We start from the raw sequence: 24,948 nt of genomic DNA on the forward strand, positions 1-24,948 counted from the left end.
TCCTTTCGTGACTATTTCAGAGGCCACACCTTAAAAATGACACGGCCCACGATCTGATCCTTTCCTACGCAGCCGATAGCGTTGCTCCTGCTGTCCACAGACGAGCCGCGCTGATCGCCAAGTATAAAGATCTTATTATCGGGCACAAGATAAGGAAACTCGATCTCGCAGATACCGAGACTTTTCTCGGCAACATAAGGCTCATCGAGCTGTTCGTTATTGACAAACACATTGCCCTCTTCGTCTATCCTTATCACATCGCCCGGCAAGCCGACAACACGTTTGAGAAGAGTCTTGTTCTGCCACGCAAAGCAACACATATCTCCTCTTGACACGTTATCAGACTTTATGAGCACAAGTACGTCCCCATTCTTCAGTGCGGGCTCCATGCTTGTGCCCGACACCTGTACCACGGGAAAGAATAATGTTGATATCAGGACCGCTGCCGCCGCCACAACTATAAGAATGGATATGGTGCTGAACAGCGTGCTTCTGAACTTTTTCTTGTATTTTATCTTGCTTAGCTCTGTCTCGACCTGTTCCCTGGAAGGCATCGTGACCGAGCTGTTCTTATTAGCCGCCATAGTTTCTCTTTCTTTCTTTATTATGTATAAGCCGCCTGTTATTTGCCGCGAGACTTTCTCTTAGCTTCCGACAAGATTTTCTCCGCTTCTTTTCTGGCATTTTCTATGATCTCTGTGGCTCTTTCCTCGGCTCTTCTTTCAAGCTCCGTATTCGCAGCCTTTACCTGCTCGATATAATCATCGGCAGTTTTCTGAGCCGTTTCAAAAAGCAAATCGAGCCCGACAACAGCCTCTGCTATCGAACCCGAATTACTGATCTTAAGATTTTTTGAGTCTAACTGTTCCCGAAGATCTTTGTTTTCTTCAACGAGTTCATCCTGTCGTTTCTGATATTCATATATAATGGATATAAGATCACTTCTTTTAAGCTTTCTGAATTCCTTGTCAGTCATTTTTCTCTCCATTTTAATACTGTATCATATGTTTGTTCTTTTGACAACATTATTATACCATCAGTCAATCTTGCTGTCAATCAAATTTAGTTATTATTTACAATTTATCCAATAATTCGTTTATTTAAACAGAAGCTGCTTCTTTTAATTGTATATAACGTATTACATCTTCACACTGTTCCACAAAGTTCCACTCGTATACATTCTGTCTAATAGCGCCGATATATTACATTTATTAATATCCAGCCACAGCTCAATCCAATTTACCGACGTTTTAAGGCCGTATGTGCAACTCGCACAAACAACTGCGGATTCATTATGCTTATTGCCGAAATTGGTCTGACATGATTTTTTCTTCTCGTTTTCGATTGACTCAGAACAGCAAAAAGCAGTATAATATATGTACGGACAGGCGTTTTGCGCACCCCATATAGTTTGAATATATCAACAAAAATTAATTATATCTTTTGTATCACTACTGTATAGTTTTACATTATGTATAAATAGGAGAGATGGATATGACCGACAAACAGCTCCGCAGATCAAAGAAGAGCGAGCTGATAGAAATGCTCTATTATATGAGAAAAGAAGTGGACAGACTCAGTGAAGAGAACAAGGAACTGCGTGAACGGCTCGATAAGCTCGTAGGCGAAGCGGTCAGCAGACCGGCAGCCTCCGCAGGCGAAGAGGGCTGAACATGGACGAGAACAGAATAATGGATATCCCCACTGCCGAACAGCTAAAAAACGAACTCGACCGCATCCGCTACAAACGCCGCTACGTAAGAACACTTTTCAGCACAATTGGCGCTCTCATTGCAGCAGCCGCCGCAACGGTACTGCTTTCGGTGCTGGTATTCCCCGTGCTGAGAGTGACAGGAAAGAGCATGGCGCCCACACTGTCAGAGGATCAGATAATAATGTGCAGCAAGTCCTCAAAAGCAGACCGCGGCGACGTCATAGCCTTCTACCACAATAAAAAAATACTTATCAAACGTGTGATAGGCCTTTCAGGTGATATTATAGACATAAAGGAAGACGGGAAAGTGTACGTAAACGGCTCGCCCTCGGACGAGCCCTATGCTTTCCTCTCCGCCGAGGGCGAATGTGACATAAACCTCCCTTACACAGTACCCACAGGAAGGTATTTCGTCATGGGCGACGACCGTGCACTTTCCGTTGACAGCCGTTCATCGGCAGTCGGCTGCATTGCCGAGGAGAACGTTATAGGCAGAGTCACTCTGCGAATACTCCCCCTCAGCGACGCCGGCAGGGTAAAGTAGGTATCGGGAGGCGATAAACATGAGCAAAAGACGAAACGTTATAACGACCGTTATATTCGTCATCACACTTGTATCGGGGATCTGCCTTATAGCCTATCCTTCATTCAGCAACTGGTGGAACTCCCGCTATCAGTCCCGCGCTATTGCGAACTACGACCATGCAGTTGCGAATATGAACGATTCCGACAAGGAGCGCATCCTTGCGGAAGCAGAAAAGTATAACGACAGGCTCTCGGAGCTTGCCGCACCATACGATGAATACGACTCGGTATCAGGCTATGACGATACTCTCGATATCACGGGAACAGGCATAATGGGATATATAACCATACCCAAGATCAACGTATATCTGCCCATATACCACGGTACTAGTCCCGAGGTGCTGAATATAGCAGTGGGCCATCTTCAGGGCTCATCGCTCCCTACGGGAGGTAAAGGCAGACACACCGTTATCTCAGCTCACAGAGGACTTCCCTCTGCAAAGCTCTTCACAGATATCGACAATCTCATCGAGGACGACGTATTTACCCTTACCATACTCGACGAGGTCCTTACCTACGAGGTAGATCAAATAAACATAGTGCTCCCCACCGATCGCAGCGAACTGACAGCTGCAGACGATATGGATCTGGTCACGCTTATGACATGCACTCCCTACGGAGTAAACACACACAGGCTCCTTGTCCGGGCCCACAGGATTGATACGGTGTACCCCCATAACGTGAGAGTCCCCGCCGACGCCGTACAGGTAGACGATCTGACAGTATATTCTGCCATTGTCGCAGCAGTGCTGATATTACTGCTCATATACTGGCTGATCATGAGCAGGCTCCGCAGATCGCATAACTTCTCACAAGAGAAAATATACGATATTCCACTGAAAAAGAACGACAACTCCTGATACAGAACGAACTCCGAATACAAAAATACTGCCTGAGCAACGGTACAGAGCCGTTACTCAGGCAGTTTGTCTTTAGTATATTTTTTCTTTCCGGCAGCCGCTTCATGTCTTTTAATACAGCATTTTCAATCACAAGTTCAGTCAGTCTTTTTTTCATTTTTTCTGTTATGGCGATGTACGCAGACTGTAATTATAAACACCAAAAAAACAACGGCAAAAGGCAGGTTACATCCGACCTTTTCATTGACGCCGGACAATACCGACGGTTTTTCAGCAACATTAAGATAAGGCACGTTCAGGAGAATTATCGCAAATACAATATTGGCAACAGCAGGTATGCTCAGCAGAATAAGTGCTGTCCGCTCTCCTTTTGTGAACCTTGAACGCTGTCTCGCCAGTGACAAAGCAAGCAGGATAAGGATCGCAAGATCGGTGATCCAGGAAAGCTGTGCCACAGAAAACCACCACCCCGACGGTGTGAGGCCTTTGTATTCTCTTTCGTAATAATACTTGATCTCTGCGGAGTCGTTTTTCGCATTATATATCATTTCATCCGGATAACCGAATTTATCCTCCGGTATCAGACTGTATGACTGCGAAACGTTCTTAACATTTCCTTTTTTATCAACTACAGCAAAGCGCATTTACCTGAAAGTCTCACAGAAATCCGCTACTTCATCAAAGCCGTATCCGCGCTTGTAGCAAACTTCAAGCTTATATCCCTGCGCATCAGTATCAGGACGGTTCTCGCGTACATCCCGCACCGCCAATGAAGCCGGTACCCAACCGTCAGCGTTGTATTCCCATATCTCTGTGCCTTTCATACTGTCATCATCGGAACGCTCCTTTAAATATTCGGCATCAGGTTTCAGCAGAATATATACATCAGTATCTGTCGGAAGCTCCTCTATCGTAATTACCATGGGATTATAAGGAACACAGGCTGTAAGCGAAAAAATACATATAAGCAAAACGAATGCTGCGCTGAAATATTTCTTTATTCTCATATCGCCCCTCTTCATTGATAATATATTATAACATAATTTACTATGAATTTCAATGATTTACAGTTAACGGTTCAAAAGGTCATTCGATAAAACCGAGACTGAAGACAATAATAATCGTTTCCATTCTCAGTAAACTTTCTGAAATCGACCTTTTTCGGACAATTATCAGTATCAGCTTCAAATGATCTGCACCACACAAACAGCGGAAGATGCCCCATATCACCGCTGCTGTGAACGGATACAACATAACTGAATTTCCATTTCTCTGCAGGAAGTTCACCGAAGCGGAAGCGCTCTTTTGCTGCCATTCTGACAAACATATCCCATATTTCTCGTCTGTCAAGGTATACCCACACCTTTTCGTCATTTCCTAACATTTCTCTGATTGTACGCGTAATTATACACTCCTTGTAAATTATTCCATAAGAGCACAAAAGCGATCCCATCGTAACGACAGGATCGCAATGTAAACATAATTCACGTCCCATCGTTCAAGCTTTAGCACCTTACATTTTTGCAGGTTGCTGTACGGTCAACGGGCTTGTCCCTCACGTACTCTTTATGGTGATTTCATAATAGCATAGTAATATATATTTGTCAAGAGCTTTATCACAGAAACAAATCAAAGCCCCGCTTAGAAAGCTATTCTAAGCAGGAATTTTTTTAAACAGAAAAAATGTCAGCACAACCAACTCATTAATATGCTTATCAAAAATTACTGTTGTCAGTTTTTCCGCATGATACCATTACAGTAAACATTGTGAGTATTGCAAGACAAGAAATCATTTTTCATAATAACCTTATTCCAAAAGTTTTTTGGACTTGTTGTCCTTGGTATGATTATATTATATCATATTTTCAGATTTCTACGTTGCATTTAGCACTTTGTGGTACATTTTTGGTATATTTAGATTAGCCCCAAAATATACTCAAATTATACCGAAAAAAACTTGTCATAAAAATAGCCTTATGATATAATGCATATGTAGTAAATAGGTTTAAAAATATCGATTTTTTCTGTTTTATAGCATTTTCTGTCAATATCTTTGACATTAAGCACAGAATCATTATAAATAGAAAAAGTCGACAGCCAAAAGAACAAAAAAGGAGAATCAATATGCTATCAACTAATACTATCATTAATGAAAAAGAAGAAAAAGGGAAATATCTTTTTCCAGCTGATCAGTCTGTAAAAAATACAGAGATGCATACAGATCAGCTGGAAAGAACTGTTATCAGGTTTATTCAGAAACTCGGAATACGTCCTAATTTAATCGGATATCATCTTCTTATAAAAGCAATACTTATGGCTATAAAATCGCCGAATCTTCTAAAATCCCTGACAAAGGAACTCTATCCCAAAATCGCAAAGGATTACGGTAAAAATGTAAAAGCTGTCGAGCGTAATATGAGAAAAGCAATAGAATCCGCTTATGAGTATGATCCGCAACGTATTCAATCTGTTTTTTATTATAAAGTAGACAAGCCATATATATCTGAAGTCCTTTCAATGGCAGTTGAGTCAATACGTTATGAACTTTAAGTAATAACGATCTTATCTGTCGCTTCAGGCAATAATATTCCGATTATTCCCACCTTCCTTATAATATTGAATCATATCAACTCCCTTTCCCTGCACACTTCTGAGACTGTTGTTTTATTATGTGCAGCAACAATTTGCAGTATTGCATCAATGTTCATATAAACTGCTCCTTTCATAATAATCATTATATCATATGGACTGTAAAAGAAACAACGAGTTTTGCCGAAAATACTGTTTTTTGGCAATTCGTTATTTGTAAGCTCTGCGATATTTTAAACAGTGTGTGCTAAAAAAAGCCATAGTAATTCTGAGCCGGCTTTCAGAATTCTATGGCTTTTCATTTGACAATTTCTCTTATTTATGGTATCATAATTACTAATGTAAATTTATATTGGTATATTATTGTAGTTGCAGTAAATATTCTAATAGTTATAATAAGCCTTATATTCTTCAAAAAGAAAAATGGCCCTAATTAATAAATAATAGTTTCAGAATCATCAAAGGAGTAAACACATTGGAAATCAACAAACTAAAACGTGATACTGTCGAGAGGCTTCGCAAGGTAAAAAAAGATAACGGTCTGACCAATTCACAGATAATGGATATGCTTGAAAAGAATAATTGTTATATTTCCGAAGCAACTATCAAGAAAATATTCTCGGAAAACAATGATCCCGGAAGCTTTAAGTATCAGAGCACTATTGTTCCGCTTGCAGATGTACTTCTGGATATGTTCAACGATGATAGCGGTTCTGATGATATTGCCGCCCTTAAAGCGCTGATACATGATAAAAATGAAATGATAAGTATTCTCGTAGTGAAGAATGAGGAAATACGCGCTGACTATGAAAAACGTCTGAGCCACTTGCAGAAACAAATTGGAATGCTTGAAGATCATTTGATATTCAGAGAAAAACAGATAGATAAAAAGGACGAAATAATCTCTAAACTGCTTAATAAGTTAATAGATTGTCCGGGTTCATGTACAATGAAGCTTTAATCTATCATAATAACCGGTAATCAGTAAAATACTCCCAATTATACCATTTTGAGGTACAAACGGGAGTATTTGTTGCGTTAATCCCGAATTATGTACAATAGAAAAGGGGGTTTTACGTGATTGCGAAATGTTCCTGGCAATATTCTTATTTGTCAGCACAGACATTCAAAGGAGCAGCATAACAGTATAATATACAGAAAACAGGATAACAAAAAGGGACTCTCCGAACAGGGAAAGTCCCTGCTTTTTTATGTAATAGTGCCCTAAACGTATTCAGTTAAAAGAATAGGCACTCTCTCACATTGAGAAAGTGCCTATTCTACGTTGCTCTGTTGGAGCTTGTGACGGGACTCGAACCTGCGACCTGCTCATTACGAATGAGCTGCACTACCAACTGTGCTACACAAGCAATTTTTATTCTGTTTTAAGCTGTCAGCGGCAACCATGCACGCATAAAAAAGCTTCACAACATTTTTATTATACAATAAAACACTTTAAAAGTCAATAGGCGCGGAGCATTTTAATAATAACCATTCACCTTTCAGTTTTTATGCAGCAAGTGACTGTTTTCAGTCCGACGGGAAGATGTACTTCGACAATATAGTTCTCGTTCATTACCACTTGCCATATATTTTTATAAATAATATACAATTAAAATCTTGATGTTTTGCCTGCGTTTTTCGTAAAATAAGCACCATAAATAAAGCTATTGCGTTAAATAAGTGAGATCATTATTGACACCGATGCCTGCCTCATGGTACAATTAAATAGTACAGTAATAATAAAAAGATATAACTGTATAAATATAGAAGGTCGTGTATCAAAACACAAAAGGGAGTTGGTAAAAATGAAATCCGCATCCGCCAAAAAACTCATCTCGTTTTTCATTTCAGCTTGTATGGCGCTTCCTGTCACAGGTACGGGAGCTCCCGCATTCAGAATGAAAGGCGGCATTATTACGGCAGAAGCCGCCTATCCGCACGATGATGATCTGGTACTGCGCTATGACACCATGGCAGGCTTCAACAGCATTGACAACGCCTTCAACAACGACGAGTCCTTTTATCGGGCACTGCCACTCGGAAATGGACGTATCGGCGCTATGGCTTACGGCAACTATCCCGACGAGCTGTTCGACATCAATGAATGTACAGTCTGGAGCGCAGGTCCCGGAAACAACAACAGGCAAGGCGCATCAAAGAGACTGGCAAAGGTACAGCAGCTTCTCAGGGACAGGAAGTATACCGACGCCGACGCCATAGTCGGAAATGAAATGATAGCGGGAGGCGAGGCGAAATACCAGAAAGTCGGCGCTCTTAAGCTCAGCTTCGGACACGAAAAGGTCTCGGACTATTCACGCGAGCTGGACATGAACGACGCCGTTGCCAGAAGCTCCTACACTTTCGGAGGTAAGAGGTTCACCCGCGAGACCTTTGTGAGCCATCCCGACCAGGTAATGGTAACGCGCATAACCTGCGACAGTCCTTCCTCCGTATCCCTTACGGCAGGATATGAAGGCGTCCTCAACGGAACAGTCACTGCCGACGGAAATGATACCATCGTTGCCAACGGCCACGGTGACGAAGACCTCTGGACCAGAGGGGCAGTATATTTCTCCACAAGAAGCAGATTCATCCCCGAGGGCGGAAGGGTAAGCGCAGGTAACGGCAAAGTAACGGTCTCCGACGCTGATTCTCTCCTCATCATCACCTCGGTACGCACAAATTTTGTGGACTACAAGACCTGCAACGGCGACGAAAAGGGCGAGGCAAAGGCCGACATCGAAAGGACAAGTGATATGTCCTACGAGACCCTTTACGAAAACCATGTCAGGGACTATCAGGAGCTCTTCAAGCGCGTTGACGTGGAGCTGGGCGGCGACAGCGCGGCTGCACGCACCATGACAGCTCCTCAGCGCATAGCCTCATTCGGCTCAAGCGATGATCCCAAAATGGTAAAGACTCTTTTCCAGTACGGCAGATACCTTATGATAAGCGCTTCACGGGACGCTCAGCCCATGAACCTTCAGGGGATATGGAACAAATACTCAGCGCCCGCATGGGGAAGCAAAGCAACAACCAATATTAACTATGAAATGAATTACTGGCCTGCCTTCACCACAAATCTTGCAGAGTGCTTCACGCCCTTTGCGGAAAAGTCCAAGGGACTTTCAGAGGCAGGAAACGAGACTGCCAGAGTGCATTATGGCATATCCGAAGGCTGGGTTCTTCATCATAATACAGACCTGTGGAACCGCACAGGTCCTATCGACGGCACATGGGGACAGTGGCCCGTGGGAGGTGCATGGGTATCGAATATGCTCTATGACGCCTATCGTTTCAACCGCAGCGAGGAATATCTTGCCGACATATATCCCGTCATAAAGGGAAGTGCACAGTTCCTCAACAGTCTTATGACAACAGCGGATATAAACGGTCAGGAGTACATGGTCATAAGCCCCAGCACCTCTCCCGAGCTCAATCTGCCGCCCTATGCGAATACATACATAGCTCACAGCGTGACCATGGACAACGGCATAGCTCGTGAGCTGTTCAAGGACGTGGCAGAGGCATCAGAGATACTCGGCTGCGATACTGAGCTCAGGAACGACCTCAACGCAAAGCTTTCGCTTATACGTCCCGAGACCATAGGCAAATGGGGACAGATACAGGAATGGGCGGAGGACTGGGACAACAAAAATGAAAAGCACCGCCATATCTCACATATGTACGCTCTTTACCCCGGCTTTGAGATAACTCCCGAGGATAATCCGACTACCGCTAATGCCGCGGCAGTATCACTGAATGCAAGAGGCGACGACGGCACGGGCTGGTCAGAGGCATGGAAACTCAACTGCTGGGCAAGACTTGAGGACGGTGAACACGCATACAAGCTCATAAAGCTCCTCATAACCCCCGTAAACAGGAACGGAAGGCTTTACGACAACCTCTGGGACGCTCATCCCCCCTTCCAGATAGACGGCAATTTCGGTTTCACATCAGGCGTCGCGGAAATGCTCCTGCAAAGTCAGAATGACGTAATAACCCTGCTCCCTGCTATCCCGAAGCAATGGTCGGAGGGACACGCAAACGGTCTCTGTGCAAGGGGCAATTTTGAAGTCAGGGAAATGAGCTGGAAGAACGGACAGCTTGAAAAGGCAGTGATACTCTCAAAGTCGGGAGGCACCTGCACGGTAAGATACGGCGGCGCAGAGGTAAGCTTCGACACGGAAAAGGGCGGGGAATATACCCTCGGCCCCGAGCTCCTGCCGGAGGAAGCCGGAGGAGAGCTGAAAAATCTTGCATCAGGCAAGGAAGCAACGGCATCGGGAAGCGGATCGGGAGAGAGCGCAGCCATGGCAGTTGACGGGGACAAAAACACAAAATGGTGTCACGACGACGGCATAGGCGGCGAATGGATTCAGATAGACCTGGGCGAGGTATGCGACATTCAGCGCTGGAGCGCCTCATTCGCAGGCATAAAAGAGAATATCCGCTTCAATCCCCGTGATTTCGTGCTCAGAGGAAGCACGGACGGAGAAAGCTGGACGGATATATCAAGGGTATACGGCAATACCAAGAGCAGCTGCGGACGCAGTGTGAGCAAAGTATCGGCAAGATATGTGCGGCTGGAAATGCTAACCTCAACTCAGGACAACAGCGGCGGCGCAAGGGTATACGAGTTGGAGATATGGGGCAGCGACGGCAAGCCGCCTGTTCCGAAAACAGCCTTTAAAACCTACGGCGGAAACGCATATAACTTCATGCGCGGCGAGATACGCAAGGACGACAGCGGCAGCACAGCCATAGGCTATATAACCGACGGTTCATATATAGTTTTCCGCAATCTGGACTTTGAGAGCGGAGCAGAGAGCTTCCGCGCAAAAACAGCCAGCGCTGCCGACGGCGGCACCATAGAGATACGCATAGGCTCTGCCAACGGTGAGCTCATAGGCAAATGTCCCGTAGGAGGCACGGACGGCTGGGACGAATATACGGAAACGAGCTGCAGAACCTCACAGTGCGAAGGCGTCAACGACGTATACCTCGTATTCAGAGGCGGTGACGGCTATCTTTTCAATGTCAGCGACTTCGGTTTTTACGGCATTGCAGGCGATATAAACTGCGACAGACAGGTGGACGTATTTGACATGATACGCATGAGGAAGGCTTTGCTGAACAGCAGCGGTCTCAGCGGACTTGCGCTTTCCAATTCGGATATGAACAACGACAGTCAGACAAATACAGCCGACGCAGTTTCACTGCAAAAGTACCTTCTCGACATAAAATAAGTGCATCATCCATACAGCAGCCAACGGAAAAGCCCCTTCAGAAAAAGGGGCTTTTCTTTGTTTATTTACGATAAATTACTGATGCAGCCGCACCTTTTCACAGCTTCAGCTCCGCAGTGAACTCCTTGTCCGTACACGAAAGGGAGAGCTTTCCGCCAATATGCGCTGCTGCCTTATCCGCAATGGCAAGACCGAGGCCGCTGCCTCTCATGCCGTTGCGGGAGCTGTCTCCCTTGACGAAGGGCTGTCTGAGCTTTGAAACGTCGATCTTTCCGCTGATGGTATTCACCAGCGATATACGCTTCTTACCCGAGATGGCCTTAATGCTTCCGCCCTTCTCGGTATATTTCACGGCATTTGAGACCAGATTTTCTATGATCTTTTCCACTGCCGCCTTATCCGCACAGACCTGAGAATCCCCCTCAAAGCTGAGCTTTATGCCGTTTTCCTCAAGAATGGGCATATACTTCTCAAAGGCCTTCTCGAAGACCTTACGAAGTCCGAACTCCTCATTTTTGCCGCCCGAGCGGCTTTCCAGCGTGTTCAGCTCCAGGGTATTGAGTATAATATCGTCGGTATACTTAACGCTGCTTATGATAGAGCTGAGGTAATTTCTCTGCTCCTCCTCGGAAAGCTTTCCGTCAAGGAGGTTCTCGGCATAGCCGCCTATTGCCATAAGCGGAGTCTTTATATCATGGGCGAGACTGTTTGTCAGGTCACGTTGATAGTCCTCAAAGGCGTACATTGAACGGTTGAACATATCCTTCCTCCAGCAGAGCAGAGCGGCGATAACTGCCGCAAGTGCGAAGAATAAAAGTACAATGCGGAGGTACAGGCTGCGTATCTGCGAAGTCCAGCCGTCTATCCTGCATACGGTAATCAGACAGTAATCCTTTCCATCTATTTTCAGGCTGTCAACGGAGTAGTCCTCATTAACAAAAGTGCCGACGTTTTCTGATGAAAAATATGCTGTCGACATATTCGCCTTGGATCTGTATTTTTCCAGCAGGCCGTCAAACAGACCGCTGTCTGTACCTATATAATGCGCAATCGATGCGCGGGGATAAGGTTCGTCCGTGTTCTTGCTCATCATTGAAGTTCCCTTTACCTCAATGAGCTCGTAGCCTTCCCCTTCAAAATTTATGATCATATCCTTTTGTTCTTCATTTATCAGCTTGTTTCCGTCGTCGGCATATTTCTGAAAACCCACGGTCACCTCATGAGGCACCATTCTGAGTGTTTCTTTATTTACATACAAACTATTCACTTTAATGGACTGTATATTTTCCTTGTCTTCCGATATACGTTCGAGTTCATTGCGAAGTTCCTCTGTCTCGGGAATATCGAGATCACAGGAGTAAAAATCCTTGTACTTTTCCTCAGCGTCGAACTTTACCATAACCCAGAACTTTTCACGGCTCGATGCGGCAACATCACCATTCTCATCAAGGAGTACCGCAAATGCTGCTCCTTCAGAAGAACCATAGGAATCAGTCAGACTATATTCCTTGATACTTACATCATAGCCATTAAGCCCGAGATTATGGTCTGTTATTCTCATCAGACGCTCGCAGCCCATAGCATCAATATCTCTTGAACGTATATTTGAACATATCTCCTGCCTGTTCAGCATGAACTGGTCGTGTGCGTCCCTGTATATGAAGAACTCCGTTACCGCAAGCAGCATAGCAGCGAATACAGCAGTAATGAGTATCACAGGTATCATAGCTTTTCCGAACAGCTTTATGAAGCTTGTACGCTTGCGGCAGCGTTTAAGAAATGTGTTTTTCATGGTATCACCCCTTTATTTTTCCGAAAGCCTGTACCCTCTCCCTATAATTGTCTTTATCTGACCGCCTGCACTTCCGAGAGCCTTTCTCAGCTTCTTGATATGGTTGTCCACTATACGGTCATTGCCGAAGAAATCGCTTCCCCAGACAGCACTGAGCAGCTTGTCACGGTCAATGGTCCACCCCTGATGGCTCATAAGATAGCGGAGTATCTCAAACTCCTTCGGCGCAAGCTCAGTCTCAGTACCGTTAACACAGCAGACGAGCTTTCTTGTATCGAGACTTATGTCTCCGCAGGTAAGAAGTGTATCCAGTATCGTGCCGCGGTCACGTTTTACCAGCGCTTCGCATTTGGCATAGAGGGCTGACAGCATAAAGGGCTTCATGATATAGTCATCACAGCCGATATCGTACCCGTAGAGCATATCCTCCTCCCGCACCCTTGCAGTGATGAATATAACGGGTATATCACTTTTCCGCCGGATCTCGCGGCATAGTGTGAAGCCGTCAGTGCCCGGCAGCATAACGTCAAGAAGTATCAGGTCAAATCCCTCCAGGCCGCCGTTTATGGTATCCAGAGCGTCATCGCCGCTGTAAACCGGAAGGATACTGACACCGCGGTTGCAGAAATACTTTGTAATGACCTCGCTTATACGTGTATCGTCCTCTATGAGAAGTATATTATTCATAAGGCAGGAGCTCCTTTTCTCTTATGGCTATATTATAGCACACAGATATATCCGCTGTATATCCTTTTGTGATCTTTTTCATATTTTTTGTTATCCGCAGCTGCTCCGCCGTTCACCCGAAGGGCATAACAAAAGCCGCAGCATCTCCCAGTGACTGGAAATGCCGCGGCTGCGGTCACTTTATATTAAGTGTATCAGAGCTTAATGACTCCCTTTCGGTATCTTCCGAAGAATATACCATCATCAACATACTTTTCCTTCTCCGATACCCACATAGGAAACTGCCCCTTTGCCAGAGCCGTCTGACCGTTGAGCATACCCGTATGGAAGGAGATATGCCTGAACTGTCTCAGCACCAGCTCCATGCGTGTATAGCGCGACTTCTCGGGCTTCTGATACAGCATATCATCTGTTAGGGTATCAAGATAGTCAAGAGTCTTCTTCTCCACAGAGTCGAGATAATCCAAGAGCTGCTCATCTGAAAGCACCACCGAAGTCGGATTATCGGGGTTGTCCATACCTTCCTCATGGAAGGAAGGCTCCTCATAGACAAAGGGATTTATGAACCACTTGTCTGCCGAATGTATAGCGTGATAAGCCCATCTCCAGCAGGGAGCCCCGCAGCAGAGCGCGTCTCTGTCATAAGTTCGCAGTGAAGTCCTTATGTTCATAAAGTTAGGTATGACCATATCTTTAATTATCATGCAAAGCTCGTTCATAAAAATCCCTCCATATATATTTTTTCTGATCTTTGCAGCCCTCACAGGACAGCTGTAATCATTTGATGCCGAATACCACTCTTTTTACAAAGGGTATCTTTGAACCTATCAGTATTATTATTATACTTACGCCGACAGAAGCCGCTTCAAGAATAACGAACAGCACCAGCGGATGGAACCTGTTGAAGAACGACATTCCCGACAATGCAGCGGTAATGAATATATGCAGAAAGTATATTCCGAAGGACGCCCTTGACAGCCAGGTGATATGCTTATGTTCCCTGGCTTCCATGAAATGTCTGCGTATGGCTTCAAAGACGAATACACTGCAGAACGCCAGCGGAAAGAAATTATAAGCGACCTTTTCTCCGTCGGGAAGGGTATACTCCCAGTACTGGTATGCCGCGCTGACCATAAAAGTCACAAAGGCGATTATATCTACCGCTATCAGAGGCAGCTTCTTCAGCAGTCCCTTATTCAGGAAATATCCGATAATTATGAAGGTCAGATATCTTGAAAAGAGATTCATGCTTCCGAGACCGAATTCCAGCTGTCCTTTCACTCCGTTTATCAGAAGGATACGGTTTATTGTCGGAACTACCATTGCCTCTGCAACGACAAGCCCCACAGGCAGCCAGAACCAGTCGGGATTGATCTTCCTGAAAGCCACTGCAATAAACGGAAGCAGCAGATAAAAGCACAGGATCATCGGGATATACCACATATTTCCCATGGTCTCCTGATTGAAGAACAGCATCGTTCCCGCGAATCGTCCGAGAGTATAGCCTATGCCTCTTTCCAGAAAATCATTTGCATGGAAGAGAGTCCTGTACCAGAACCCGAGAAAAAGCCATATCTCGGAAGTCACAAGTATGCTCAGCAGATTATGCCTGTAGAACTTTTTCAGATCATCTTTATTCTCAAAGGACTTATTAAGTATGAGTACTCCTGTTATCATCAGGAATATGGGTACTCCTATGCGGCTGAAAATAAAGATGACCGAATGGATAAAGGCGACTGCGCCTGAATGCTGCATAAACTGCTCATAAACGCTTCCTTCATCTCTGAATGCGCGGTTTACCGCATGATTGCTCGATATAGAGATAATAGCTATGGCTCTTGCAATATCAAGCCAGGTTATTCTCTTTTTTTCCATATATTTCTCCTTACAGAAAATAAATAAAAAAGTTGGACGTAATAGCGGATCTTATGGTATGTCATATCTTAACTGTATGTGGCGCTTTGTCGGCAAATATGTCACAAGCCTGCTGTTAAGAAATCTGAAAAGAAAAATTATGTCAGAAAAGTTCTGTTGTCAAAATGCTGTCAGCGGATCTCCGCAAAAAATATCAGATCTTAAAGAGTATCGATAATATCCAGTGAGTGCTCCTCGTTCATTGTACGACACATTTCGATGAACCTGTCGAGAGGAACGTTCTTGAGCTGCTTGTTTCCTCTGATGTTTATGGAAACCTGCTCGTTCTCGGCTTCACTGTCGCCGATGATGACAACATAGGGATCCTTGTAGTCCTTGAACTTTCTTATCTTGTTCTTCATGTTGTCGTCTGTATAGTCTGCCTCTGCTCTGATGTGGTTCTTCTTGAGGAGGTCTGCTACCTTCTTGGCATATTCATTATGGTCAGTCCTGATAGGAACTATACCTACCTGCATAGGTGAGAGCCAGAAGGGGAATGCTCCTGCGAAATTCTCGGTGATGATGCCGATGAATCTCTCGAATGAACCGAATATAGCACGGTGTATCATTACAGGCTGCTTCTCCGAGCCGTCGGAAGCGATGTACTTCATCTTGAAGTTGAGGGGGAGCTGGAAGTCAAGCTGGATAGTACCCATCTGCCACTCACGGCCGATAGCGTCCTTCATCTTCAGGTCTATCTTGGGGCCGTAGAATGCGCCGTCGCCCTCGTTGAGCTCGTATCCGTCAGGACCGTACTTCTCCTCGAGAATAGCCTTGAGGTCTGCCTCAGCCTTATTCCATACGTTTATATCGCCCATATAGTCGTCGGGACGTGTGGAAAGCTCAGCCTTGTACTCAAGACCGAATGTCTTGTATATCTCTGTAGCGATATCCATGATGTCATTTATCTCTGAAGCTATCTGCTCCTCAGTTACGAGGATATGAGCATCATCCTGTCTGAACTGCTGAACGCGGAAGAGACCGTTGAGCTCGCCGGACTTCTCCTTACGGTGGATAACGTCAACCTGATTGAACTTCAGAGGAAGCTCCTTGTAGGAACGCTGCTTGTTCATATATACCTTGATAGCGTTGGGGCAGTTCATGGGCTTGGCACAGTAAACCTCGTTGTCCTCCTCAGCAGGGATAACGAACATACCGTCCTGATAGTGATCCCAGTGGCCTGATGTAACCCAGAGCTCCTTCTTTGAGAGAACAGGACCTGAAATCTCAGTATATCCGTGATCCTCGTGAACGCCTCTCCAGTATTCAAGAAGTGCGTTGAAGAGCTTCCAGCCTCTGGGGAGCCAGTAAGGCATACCCGGAGCCGTATGATCGAACATGAAAAGTGAGAGCTCCTTGCCAAGCTTCTTGTGGTCGCGGAGCTTTGCTTCCTCGATCATCTTGATATACTCGTCAAGCTGTGAAGCCTTGGGGAATGCGATAGCGTATACACGGCTGAGCATCTTGTTGTTCTCGTTGCCGCGCCAGTAAGCGCCTGTGCACGAAAGGAGCTTGAATGCCTTTACGGGAGCTGTGTCCATAAGGTGAGGACCTGCGCAGAGGTCGATGAACTCGCCCTGCTTGTAGAATGAGATAGGCTCGCCCTTGTCAGCGTGCTCCTCACAGAGCTCGACCTTGTAAGGCTCGTCCATTTCCTTGAGCTTAGCGATAGCGTCGGCAGGTGAGAGCTCAAACTTCTCGAGTGCGATGCCCTCCTTGACAATCTTCTTCATCTCGCCCTCGATCTTCTCCAGCTCCTCGGGCGTAAAGGGCTTCTCCAGATCAAAGTCGTAGTAGAAGCCGTTCTCGATAGCGGGACCGATAGCAAGCTTTGCAGCAGGGTAAAGTCTCTTTACAGCCTGTGCGAGGATATGGGAGGCTGTGTGCCAGAAGGTCTTTTTACCGTCGATGGAATCGAAGGTGCAGACCTCGAAATGGCAGTCGCTGTCAATAACGGTGCGGAGGTCACAGACCTCGCCGTTTATCTTTACGCAGCAGGCAGCCTTGTAAAGTCCCATGCCGATGCCCTTGATTACTTCTGCGGCTGACTGAGCAGACTCGATCTCACGGATACTGCCGTCAGGTAATGTTAATTTGATCATGATGATCTCTCCTTTTTATTATTTCATAATGCTTGATGCATAATTTTTCGTTTGTACGATGATGGTTATTCCCTGCAGAATAATTCATCGTTTTCCCAGTTTGCGGGATTGTTTCCGATGTATTGCCACGCATTGCGGTATTCCCATTCATTCCGCAATACACGGTCGTAAAATTTCTTTTGCCAAACCTTAAATCCTGACTTTTTAGATACCGCCCCTTTAAATTTATTGATGATGCTTCCGATTGTAGGGGCCGCCTCTGGCGGTCCGCTTTCCGAAAACGAATTCAATACAATAATCAAATGTATATGGTTTGGCATGATTACGAATTTTGGAACAAAAACAATATCGGGATAAATCGAAGGTATCTTTTTCAATTCTTCCCTAACAATCTTCCCATATTCCGTTAATGTTATTTTACCGCGCGGACCGCCAGAGGCGGCCCCTACATTACGAATATCATAATCATTCCAAAATAAATATTCCCTGCTGCGTGTACATATAGTCACAAAATACGCACCGTTGCGTGAATAATCATAATTATCAAGGCGTATATCCTTACGGACGGGGCTGTACATATCAATCGGCCCAGCCTGTTATCTCAAACAGCTCGCCGAAGAGCTCCACATGGACAAATCCCTCCATATATCCGTCCTCGGTGCCCGTTTCAAAACAGACCACGGTCTCCTCGTCGTCTATATCGACATAGACATTTCTCAGTTTCATGCCCTTTGCAAGGGCATCGGCGTTGCCGCCCTCATAGAAGCCGTCGTCGATAAGCATAGCTGCAAGGGTATTTCTTCCGCCGTCCAGACGGGCAAGCTTCACGGCTATATCCGAGAGATTTTTGATGATCGTCTCTTCGTTCTCGGTATAAAACCGCACCGTAGTCATCCCGTCCCAGAGCTTATACGGCAGCTCATAAGCTTCCTCATGCTCGTTATAAATGATATTGCTCAAATCCTCACCTCCCGACGGCTGGGATAACAAAAAAGCCCCTTACGCCTGCAAACAGGCACAAGGGACGATAGTCTACCGTGGTTCCACCCTGATTCACACGAAGCTTTCTCCGTATCTCAAGTGCTCTGTAACGGGAGCTCCCGACGCTTATTGGGCGCACTCAGAGGCGGTATGCTGTATTATCCTGACCGTGCAGCCTCGCACCTGACGGCTGCTCTCTGAAACGGCTGCGGAAAAGCCTTCCTCATCGACGTTTTACGGAATATTGTAAATTTATATTATCACAGATTTTTCAGTTTGTCAAGGGGTAAAAGCATCAAATGCTGAAAAATGCGCAGTTTTCCGCACGGGATTAAACATTCTGTTGAAACCAACGTTAAAAATCACAAATAAACGGGTTGAAATGAGATAAAAAATGTGATATAATATTATAAATACACTTACAAGAAGATAACTATGAACAATAATTTTGACCTTCAGGCAGCTGTGTACTTTACGAAAACCTCACAAAAGCTCTGCCCGGTCACCAATAACACGTCTGCCGTCAGGAAAATGTCTCCGTCGGCAGCAGATAAGGGAGATATAAATGAATATAGAGATCGCAAGAATCAATCAGGGAATAGAAAAAAACGTAAAGGATTACATCAGATCCGTTAACGAGGATTACCTTTACAGACTGACAAAGATAGTGGACGAAATATCAGAAAACCGCAACGAAAAGCCTGTTATTCTGCTTTCGGGACCTTCGGGCTCGGGCAAGACCACTACGGCTATGATGATAGAAAAGCTCCTCGACGAGCGCGGACACGAGACCCACACACTCTCCATGGACAACTGGTTCTGTCCTCTCACGGAAGCCGAAAAGAAGCTTGCCGCCGAGGGAAAAATGGATCTTGAATCACCTCTACGCGTGGACAGCCAGCTCCTCAACCGTCAGATAGAGGATATCAGCGCCTGCCGCGAGATAGAGCTGCCGAAATACAACTTCAAGACCTCTACCCGCACGGGCTCGGGCAGGAAATTCAAGCGAAACAAGGGCGAGATAGTTATATTTGAAGGCATACACGCCCTCAATCCCTCGGTAATAACCGTTCCCGACAGCATGATAAACAAGATATACGTCAGCGTCAGAACGAGAATATCAGGAGACGGCATACTTCTCCACCCTTCAAGAGTGCGCCTTATGCGCCGTATGATACGCGACAAGAACTTCCGCAAGCGCTCTCTCCGTGAAACAATGAATATGTTCCACAGCGTAGAGGCAGGCGAGAACAAATACATCATGCCCTACAAGTACCGCTCGGACTACGATGTGGATACCTTCATGACCTATGAGCTCTCAGCATACAGGAACGATCTCCTCACTCAGCTGGAGGATATGCTGGACGTACCCGAGATAGCAGAGACCGTAAAGGTGCTGGAGCAGCTTGATCCCATAGACAAAAAGGATATCAGCCCGGATTCTCTCATATGTGAATTCATAGGCAACGGACAATTCAAATACTGATCCGCGATCAAACCAAGTATAGGAGACTGCATATGGAATACCTCGAAAACCGAGAGCTCTCATGGCTCAGATTCAATAAAAGAGTCCTTGAAGAGGCGACAGCTCCCGAAACTCCGCTTCTTGAAAGGCTGGCATTTTCCGCTATATATCAGAGCAATCTGGACGAATTCTTCATGGTCCGCGTAGGCTCTGTTACCGATAAAGTCAAAAACGGCTCAAAAAAGAAGGACAAATTCTCGGGAATGACTCCTCCTCAGCAGCTTGACGCCATATTCACCGCTGTACGCAGGCTCCAGCCCTCGGTGGAGGAGGCTCTCCGCCTTACCATGAAGGAGCTGGCTCCCTACGGCTTTGAGCACGTCACCTTTGAGAGAGCCACCAAGGAGGAGCAGACCTTCCTCGAGCTCTACTTCAAGCGCGAGCTGAAGCCATTCATATCGGGCATTGTCGTCAATGATGCCCTGCCCTTCCCCTTCCTTAGGAACAAGGACATATACGCCGTAGTGCAGCTTGCCGCGAAAAAGGGCATATCCATAGGCATAGTCCCTGCGTCCACAGGCAGCTCAGAGCGTATCATACACCTCGGAAAGGACGGAAAGCGCTTTATACTCGAGGAGGAGGTAATACTCCGCTTCGCCCATCTCATGTTCAAAAACTACAAGGTCATGGACCGCGCCCTCATCAGGATAACCAGAAGCGCCGACATCATGGTATCGGGCAGAGGCCCCGAGTTCCGTCAGCGCATGGAGGAGCTGGTAGACAAGCGCCAGAAGCTTGCTCCCGTTCGTCTTGAAATATCAGACGTATTCAACCGCAGCGCCCTTGACTATATATGCAGAAAGCTCAAGCTGAAAAATGTCAGCGTTTTCACTTCCCGTATACCCCTCGACCTGTCCTACCTGTATACCCTTCAGGAGTACGACAGCGATCCCAGGCTCCACTATGTACAGCGTCTGCCCAGAAAGCCCGCTGCGCTTTCCGACACCAGAACTGTATTCTCTCAGATAAAATCAAAGGATATACTTCTCAGTTTCCCCTTTGAGTCCATAAATCTTTCCTTCATAAGGCTCCTTCAGGAGTCCGCCAACGATCCCAAGGTCACTTCCATAAAGATAACTCTTTACCGTCTTGCAAGGAACAGCAAGGTGATCGATGCTCTCTGCACTGCCGCCGAGCAGGGCAAGGAAGTGCTGGTAATGATCGAGCTACGCGCCAGATTTGACGAAGAGAACAACATCGAATGGTCAAAGCAGCTCCAGGAGGCAGGCGTAAGAGTCATCTACGGCCCCAAGGACTTCAAGGCACATTCAAAGCTCCTGCTCATAACCAGAAAGGCTCAGGGCGGCAGCTTTGATCACGTTACACAGATTGGAACGGGAAATTACAACGAAAAGACCGCTTCTCTCTATACAGACCTCATGCTGCTCACTGCGGACAAGGACATAGCTGCCGACGCAGAGGCTGTATTCTCGGGACTTGTGAACGGTACCTTCGTTGAAAATACCAACAAGCTCCTTGTGTCTCCTCTGGCTCTCAGACCTCAGGTGCTGGAAATGATGGATCAGCAGATAGAGCTGGCTAAGAACGGCAAAAAGGGCTATATCGCCGCAAAGGTCAACTCCCTCAACGATCCCGCCATAATAGAAAAGCTGGTAGAGGCTTCGCAGGCAGGGGTAAAGGTGGAACTGGTAGTCCGCGGACTCTGCTGCCTTATCGCGGGAGTACAGGGCTATACCGAGAATATCACCGTCCGCAGCATAGTCGGACGCTTCCTCGAACACAGCCGTATATTCATATTCGGCGAGGACGGCCCCGATCAGAAGATATACATAGGCTCTGCCGACTATATGAGCAGGAATACCATCCGCCGCGTAGAGGTTGCAGCTCCCATAGAGGACAGCCGCCTGAAAAAACGTATCCGTGATATGTTCCGCGTACTCATGCGCGATAACGTAAAGGCAAGGATAATGCTCAGCAGCGGCGAATACATACACGAGCGCAGGAACGCGGATACCCCCTTCAACTCGCAGGAGTACTTCTACGAGGAGGCTTACAGGCGCCTTGAGGACAAGAGCTCCCGTCAGGAGCAGCTCCGTATAAACCGCACAAAGGGCAGTACAAAAAAGACCGCGAAAAAAACTGCTCCGAAGGCAGCCGAAAACAAGCAGAAGGCCGGGACTCCCGCTAAAAGAGGCAGGAAGAAAAAGACGGAATGATCTGTCCCTGCGGAAAAAAGCTTCCGAAAAGCAAGAAAATACTTGAAACTTTGCTGCTTTTATGATATAATATCTTTTATACTCTGAAAATCAGGGTTCAGCGGCAATAAGTTTTTTGAGGTTTTGAAAATAATGATAGGATATTATAACTATACGGTTATTCTTACATATATGAGTCTCATATCGTCGATAATGGGAATGTTCTTTGCAGCAGGCTTCGGCGGTGTGAGTTCTCACCCCGATTACGCCATAATATGCCTTATGGTGTCGGGACTGTGTGATATGTTCGACGGTAAGGTCGCCCGTACCAAAAAAGACCGTACCGAAAGCGAAAAGAAATTCGGCATACAGATAGATTCACTGTGTGACGCCGTCTGCTTCGGAGTACTGCCCTCTGTCATAGGCTATTCCATAGGCATGAGGGACTGGGTGGATCTTCCCATACTTGTGCTGTTCCCGCTCTGTGCCATAATCAGGCTTGCCTACTTCAACGTGGCAGAGGAGGACAGACAGAAAAAAACATCCGAGAACCGCAAGGTCTATGAGGGACTCCCTGTGACCAGCGTCGCACTGATACTCCCTCTTTTATACAGCTTCCACAAGGACATCGGCGACTGGTTTCCCGAAGTCTACGGCGGTGCCCTGCTGGTCATAGCCATTGCCTTCATCACACGCTTCAAGGTCAAGAAGCCGAGCATGAGGACTATGCTGTGCTTTATCGGCGTGGGAGTCGGAGAGCTCATATGGATGCTCTACAAGACCAGAACCAGATAAGTACGGGCTGCTGCGGCAGCCCTTTTCGGTAACGATAATACCATAAGGAGACATATATGAAAAGAACCATATGCTGCATATCCGCAGCGGCTCTGCTGGCCGGCTTCGCCTGCTCCTGCGGAAGTCACAGCACCCCAACTGACCATGTTTCGGTGTCGCTGGAAATGCATAGTAGCAAAACGCCGGAGGAAATAACCTCCGATGTAGCGGGAGATTGGAAGATCTCCTCAAAAACAATCAACGGCAATGAACAGGAAACTCCCGTGGGCAGGTACAACTTCGCCGACAACGGCAACGGCCTGTTCTACGATGAAAACGATATGCCCCATCAGGTGGTGTGGAGCATTACCGAAAGCGGCGGAATACGTCTTATATACGTCGAGACAGGAGAGACCACCGCAAACTATGAATTTATCAGCGGCGACCTCGTTATCAACGAGGATACCTCACAGGGCAGAGTTGAAACACACCTGACCAAGGTCCCCGATAAAACAGAAGGGGCAGAGGCTGACAGCGCCGGCAAGGAGAAATGATATGAAAAAGATCCTTACATTTACTTTAACCGCATTCATGCTCATATGCTGCCTTACAGGCTGCGGCAAACGCGATCCCAAGTATATCGGCAAGTGGGAAGCGTCATACATGATAATAAGCGGCCAGAAATATGAAAATATGCTGGGACTTCCCATATCCGCCGTGTTCAGGTTCGAGATAAAGGGCGACGGCAAGCTGGAATGGAAATCAGCGGTGGATAACACAATCATAGAGAATGCCAACGACGATACCGATATTACCTGGAAAGAAAAAGAAAAAGACGTCATTCAAGTAAAGGTCTCAGACCGCAAAGGCAAGGAAAAATCCCGTACCATGGATATAAAATACATAGATGATATGCTGGTTATTGAATCTGATGATTCTTCAATAAACCTCGTAAAGGTCGACGAATTCACCCCGATAGACACCGATGCACTGAATGCGGCCGCAGGCGTTATCCAGAACTTCGGCGTCAACTGAAGATAAGGAGTTATTATGAAAAAACTGATTTGTTTTTGTATGACAGCCGCGCTGTTTTCAGGCTGTATATTTAGCTGCAGCAGTAAAAAGCCGGGCAAGGGCAGCAATGTCTCGGAGCCTGCCGAAACTACTGCCGCAACCACCGAGGCTGTCCCCGCAAACAATACCGCAAAGCCCTTCCTCGGCAAATGGGAAGCCTATAAGGTATTCGTAAACGACGAGACCTATGAGACTACATACGAAGGCTTCTCTATCCCGCGCCTGATGAAGCTTGAGGTATTTGATGACAATACCGCCAAGATCACCACAGCTCTCAATCCCCACGGAAAAGACAAGGTCGAGGACTTCAAATGGAACATAACCAGCAGTAACGGCATAGACACTCTCCATGTGGCAACTCCCGACGACAGATACGACTGCACGGTAGAGCAGGGACAGATGATAATGAAATATGCCAATTTCGATGACGGCTCGCTGTACTACCTCATGCCCGTCAGCGAATTCTCTCCCACGGAATCCACCACGGAGGCAGGTCTGGACAAGGTCGACTTCAGCTCATATATGGGCAGATGGGAATCCGACGAGATCATCTCTGAAGACGGCGATTTCACAGACACCATTGGCGAATATCCTGTAAATGTAGCCTTCAGGCTTGAGCTTTTCGACGATAACACCTCGGTAATGAGCGTTTTCGGCGAGCCCATAACCTATCAGTGGGAGGCCGAGACCAAGGAAAAACTGTATATGTGGGACTACTATGAAGGCTTCGTAATAAAGAAGGATGGCGACAAGCTCGTTATCGACAACGAGCAGGGCGTCGTTGCAAAGCTGCACAAGGTCGATGAATTTACCGAATACGACTTCGCATATGCTGACGGCTCAGCTCCCGACGAGAATATAATCCTCAACCCGGAAGGCGAAGAAGAACCGACTACATAACCTAAAAGGACTGCATATGCAGTCCTTTTTTAACAACTCATAA

24 protein-coding genes, 1 tRNA gene and 1 riboswitch are annotated in these 24,948 nt (G+C 46.3%); of the genes, 12 read left to right on the forward strand and 13 right to left on the reverse strand.

What is annotated here, in order from left to right:
* Window positions 1–11 precede the first annotated feature (11 nt).
* Window positions 12–584: a signal peptidase I gene (gene lepB, locus RF007C_RS12505; protein WP_019679826.1), complete on the reverse strand. Its 573-nt coding sequence runs from the start codon at window positions 582–584 to the stop codon at window positions 12–14.
* 38 nt (window positions 585–622) lie between these two features.
* Window positions 623–976, reverse strand: coding sequence for a hypothetical protein (locus RF007C_RS12510; RefSeq protein WP_037300231.1), 354 nt, complete (start codon window positions 974–976; stop codon window positions 623–625).
* 518 nt (window positions 977–1,494) lie between these two features.
* Between RF007C_RS12510 and RF007C_RS17780 the strand changes: the two genes are divergently transcribed.
* From RF007C_RS17780 to RF007C_RS12520, 3 genes are read left to right on the forward strand one after another with little or no spacing between them, the layout of a single operon-like run.
* Complete coding sequence (locus RF007C_RS17780) at window positions 1,495–1,671, forward strand: hypothetical protein (RefSeq protein ID WP_019679824.1); 177 nt, start codon at window positions 1,495–1,497, stop codon at window positions 1,669–1,671.
* A gap of 2 nt (window positions 1,672–1,673) precedes the next feature.
* Window positions 1,674–2,258 carry a signal peptidase I gene (gene lepB / locus RF007C_RS12515; protein WP_037300234.1) on the forward strand — a complete coding sequence of 195 codons (585 nt, stop codon included), beginning with the start codon at window positions 1,674–1,676 and terminating at the stop codon, window positions 2,256–2,258.
* 19 nt (window positions 2,259–2,277) lie between these two features.
* Window positions 2,278–3,159: a class C sortase gene (locus tag RF007C_RS12520; RefSeq protein ID WP_037300236.1), complete on the forward strand. Its 882-nt coding sequence runs from the start codon at window positions 2,278–2,280 to the stop codon at window positions 3,157–3,159.
* Between the two features lie 137 nt (window positions 3,160–3,296).
* Here the strand turns inward: RF007C_RS12520 and RF007C_RS12525 are convergent, their stop codons facing one another.
* From RF007C_RS12525 to RF007C_RS12535, 3 genes are all read right to left on the reverse strand, one after another.
* Window positions 3,297–3,803 (reverse strand): hypothetical protein, encoded by a 507-nt coding sequence (locus RF007C_RS12525; protein WP_037300241.1) that lies wholly within the window; start codon window positions 3,801–3,803, stop codon window positions 3,297–3,299.
* The gene (locus RF007C_RS12530) at window positions 3,804–4,166 is read right to left on the reverse strand and encodes a hypothetical protein (protein WP_037300243.1); all 363 of its coding nucleotides are present in this window, start codon (window positions 4,164–4,166) and stop codon (window positions 3,804–3,806) included.
* A 71-nt stretch (window positions 4,167–4,237) separates the two neighbouring features.
* Window positions 4,238–4,543, reverse strand: a complete 306-nt coding sequence (locus RF007C_RS12535) for a hypothetical protein (protein ID WP_037300244.1) — start codon at window positions 4,541–4,543, stop codon at window positions 4,238–4,240.
* Window positions 4,544–4,633: 90 nt separating this feature from the next.
* Window positions 4,634–4,734: riboswitch (SAM riboswitch) on the reverse strand.
* A 549-nt stretch (window positions 4,735–5,283) separates the two neighbouring features.
* On the opposite strand from RF007C_RS12535, the gene RF007C_RS12540 reads away from it, so the two are divergent.
* Both RF007C_RS12540 and RF007C_RS12545 read left to right on the forward strand, forming a co-directional pair.
* The gene (locus tag RF007C_RS12540) at window positions 5,284–5,709 is read left to right on the forward strand and encodes a sporulation initiation factor Spo0A C-terminal domain-containing protein (RefSeq protein ID WP_037300245.1); all 426 of its coding nucleotides are present in this window, start codon (window positions 5,284–5,286) and stop codon (window positions 5,707–5,709) included.
* A gap of 514 nt (window positions 5,710–6,223) precedes the next feature.
* Window positions 6,224–6,709, forward strand: a complete 486-nt coding sequence (locus RF007C_RS12545) for a hypothetical protein (RefSeq protein ID WP_037300247.1) — start codon at window positions 6,224–6,226, stop codon at window positions 6,707–6,709.
* Window positions 6,710–7,042: 333 nt separating this feature from the next.
* Here RF007C_RS12545 and RF007C_RS12550 read toward each other — a convergent pair.
* Window positions 7,043–7,118 (reverse strand) — tRNA-Thr (locus tag RF007C_RS12550).
* A 438-nt stretch (window positions 7,119–7,556) separates the two neighbouring features.
* On the opposite strand from RF007C_RS12550, the gene RF007C_RS12555 reads away from it, so the two are divergent.
* Window positions 7,557–11,000: a glycosyl hydrolase family 95 catalytic domain-containing protein gene (locus tag RF007C_RS12555; RefSeq protein ID WP_037300249.1), complete on the forward strand. Its 3,444-nt coding sequence runs from the start codon at window positions 7,557–7,559 to the stop codon at window positions 10,998–11,000.
* Between the two features lie 97 nt (window positions 11,001–11,097).
* On the opposite strand, the gene RF007C_RS16640 is transcribed toward RF007C_RS12555, so the two are convergent.
* From RF007C_RS16640 to RF007C_RS12590, 7 genes are all read right to left on the reverse strand, one after another.
* Window positions 11,098–12,792: a sensor histidine kinase gene (locus tag RF007C_RS16640; protein ID WP_051456662.1), complete on the reverse strand. Its 1,695-nt coding sequence runs from the start codon at window positions 12,790–12,792 to the stop codon at window positions 11,098–11,100.
* 12 nt (window positions 12,793–12,804) lie between these two features.
* Window positions 12,805–13,479, reverse strand: a complete 675-nt coding sequence (locus RF007C_RS12565) for a response regulator transcription factor (protein ID WP_019679801.1) — start codon at window positions 13,477–13,479, stop codon at window positions 12,805–12,807.
* 194 nt (window positions 13,480–13,673) lie between these two features.
* Entirely contained in the window at window positions 13,674–14,198 is a 525-nt protein-coding gene (locus RF007C_RS12570; protein WP_019679799.1) for a hypothetical protein, read from the reverse strand.
* A gap of 58 nt (window positions 14,199–14,256) precedes the next feature.
* Window positions 14,257–15,354, reverse strand: a complete 1,098-nt coding sequence (locus RF007C_RS12575; RefSeq protein ID WP_019679798.1) for an acyltransferase — start codon at window positions 15,352–15,354, stop codon at window positions 14,257–14,259.
* 200 nt (window positions 15,355–15,554) lie between these two features.
* A complete protein-coding gene (gene thrS, locus RF007C_RS12580) occupies window positions 15,555–17,495 on the reverse strand; it encodes a threonine--tRNA ligase (protein ID WP_037300250.1) in 1,941 nt (646 codons plus the stop codon).
* Window positions 17,496–17,560: 65 nt separating this feature from the next.
* The gene (locus tag RF007C_RS12585) at window positions 17,561–18,004 is read right to left on the reverse strand and encodes a transposase (RefSeq protein WP_206537803.1); all 444 of its coding nucleotides are present in this window, start codon (window positions 18,002–18,004) and stop codon (window positions 17,561–17,563) included.
* Between the two features lie 70 nt (window positions 18,005–18,074).
* Window positions 18,075–18,455 carry a hypothetical protein gene (locus RF007C_RS12590; RefSeq protein WP_037300256.1) on the reverse strand — a complete coding sequence of 127 codons (381 nt, stop codon included), beginning with the start codon at window positions 18,453–18,455 and terminating at the stop codon, window positions 18,075–18,077.
* A 586-nt stretch (window positions 18,456–19,041) separates the two neighbouring features.
* On the opposite strand from RF007C_RS12590, the gene RF007C_RS12595 reads away from it, so the two are divergent.
* From RF007C_RS12595 to RF007C_RS12620, 6 genes are all read left to right on the forward strand, one after another.
* Entirely contained in the window at window positions 19,042–19,962 is a 921-nt protein-coding gene (locus tag RF007C_RS12595) for a uridine kinase family protein (RefSeq protein WP_037300258.1), read from the forward strand.
* A gap of 32 nt (window positions 19,963–19,994) precedes the next feature.
* Window positions 19,995–22,178, forward strand: coding sequence for a polyphosphate kinase 1 (ppk1, locus tag RF007C_RS12600; RefSeq protein ID WP_037300260.1), 2,184 nt, complete (start codon window positions 19,995–19,997; stop codon window positions 22,176–22,178).
* 132 nt (window positions 22,179–22,310) lie between these two features.
* Window positions 22,311–22,952 carry a CDP-alcohol phosphatidyltransferase family protein gene (locus RF007C_RS12605; RefSeq protein WP_037300263.1) on the forward strand — a complete coding sequence of 214 codons (642 nt, stop codon included), beginning with the start codon at window positions 22,311–22,313 and terminating at the stop codon, window positions 22,950–22,952.
* A gap of 56 nt (window positions 22,953–23,008) precedes the next feature.
* Window positions 23,009–23,485, forward strand: a complete 477-nt coding sequence (locus RF007C_RS12610) for a hypothetical protein (protein ID WP_019679792.1) — start codon at window positions 23,009–23,011, stop codon at window positions 23,483–23,485.
* A gap of 1 nt (window position 23,486) precedes the next feature.
* Window positions 23,487–23,966, forward strand: a complete 480-nt coding sequence (locus RF007C_RS12615; protein ID WP_037300266.1) for a hypothetical protein — start codon at window positions 23,487–23,489, stop codon at window positions 23,964–23,966.
* Between the two features lie 15 nt (window positions 23,967–23,981).
* Complete coding sequence (locus RF007C_RS12620) at window positions 23,982–24,905, forward strand: hypothetical protein (RefSeq protein ID WP_152537169.1); 924 nt, start codon at window positions 23,982–23,984, stop codon at window positions 24,903–24,905.
* The last annotated feature ends 43 nt before the right edge of the window (window positions 24,906–24,948 follow it).

Source organism: Ruminococcus flavefaciens 007c (genome assembly GCF_000571935.1).
Classification (GTDB): Bacteria; Bacillota; Clostridia; order Oscillospirales; family Ruminococcaceae; genus Ruminococcus; species Ruminococcus flavefaciens_F.

Bases quoted from the DNA above. Each gene is read 5' to 3' on its own strand.
- lepB (WP_019679826.1), bottom strand. From the start codon at position 584: ATGGCGGCTAATAAGAACAGCTCGGTCACGATGCCTTCCAGGGAACAG.
- RF007C_RS12510 (WP_037300231.1), bottom strand. From the start codon at position 976: ATGACTGACAAGGAATTCAGAAAGCTTAAAAGAAGTGATCTTATATCC.
- RF007C_RS17780 (WP_019679824.1), top strand. From the start codon at position 1,495: ATGACCGACAAACAGCTCCGCAGATCAAAGAAGAGCGAGCTGATAGAA.
- lepB (WP_037300234.1), top strand. From the start codon at position 1,674: ATGGACGAGAACAGAATAATGGATATCCCCACTGCCGAACAGCTAAAA.
- RF007C_RS12520 (WP_037300236.1), top strand. From the start codon at position 2,278: ATGAGCAAAAGACGAAACGTTATAACGACCGTTATATTCGTCATCACA.
- RF007C_RS12525 (WP_037300241.1), bottom strand. From the start codon at position 3,803: ATGCGCTTTGCTGTAGTTGATAAAAAAGGAAATGTTAAGAACGTTTCG.
- RF007C_RS12530 (WP_037300243.1), bottom strand. From the start codon at position 4,166: ATGAGAATAAAGAAATATTTCAGCGCAGCATTCGTTTTGCTTATATGT.
- RF007C_RS12535 (WP_037300244.1), bottom strand. From the start codon at position 4,543: ATGTTAGGAAATGACGAAAAGGTGTGGGTATACCTTGACAGACGAGAA.
- RF007C_RS12540 (WP_037300245.1), top strand. From the start codon at position 5,284: ATGCTATCAACTAATACTATCATTAATGAAAAAGAAGAAAAAGGGAAA.
- RF007C_RS12555 (WP_037300249.1), top strand. From the start codon at position 7,557: ATGAAATCCGCATCCGCCAAAAAACTCATCTCGTTTTTCATTTCAGCT.
- RF007C_RS16640 (WP_051456662.1), bottom strand. From the start codon at position 12,792: ATGAAAAACACATTTCTTAAACGCTGCCGCAAGCGTACAAGCTTCATA.
- RF007C_RS12565 (WP_019679801.1), bottom strand. From the start codon at position 13,479: ATGAATAATATACTTCTCATAGAGGACGATACACGTATAAGCGAGGTC.
- RF007C_RS12570 (WP_019679799.1), bottom strand. From the start codon at position 14,198: ATGAACGAGCTTTGCATGATAATTAAAGATATGGTCATACCTAACTTT.
- RF007C_RS12575 (WP_019679798.1), bottom strand. From the start codon at position 15,354: ATGGAAAAAAAGAGAATAACCTGGCTTGATATTGCAAGAGCCATAGCT.
- thrS (WP_037300250.1), bottom strand. From the start codon at position 17,495: ATGATCAAATTAACATTACCTGACGGCAGTATCCGTGAGATCGAGTCT.
- RF007C_RS12595 (WP_037300258.1), top strand. From the start codon at position 19,042: ATGAATATAGAGATCGCAAGAATCAATCAGGGAATAGAAAAAAACGTA.
- ppk1 (WP_037300260.1), top strand. From the start codon at position 19,995: ATGGAATACCTCGAAAACCGAGAGCTCTCATGGCTCAGATTCAATAAA.
- RF007C_RS12605 (WP_037300263.1), top strand. From the start codon at position 22,311: ATGATAGGATATTATAACTATACGGTTATTCTTACATATATGAGTCTC.
- RF007C_RS12610 (WP_019679792.1), top strand. From the start codon at position 23,009: ATGAAAAGAACCATATGCTGCATATCCGCAGCGGCTCTGCTGGCCGGC.
- RF007C_RS12615 (WP_037300266.1), top strand. From the start codon at position 23,487: ATGAAAAAGATCCTTACATTTACTTTAACCGCATTCATGCTCATATGC.
- RF007C_RS12620 (WP_152537169.1), top strand. From the start codon at position 23,982: ATGAAAAAACTGATTTGTTTTTGTATGACAGCCGCGCTGTTTTCAGGC.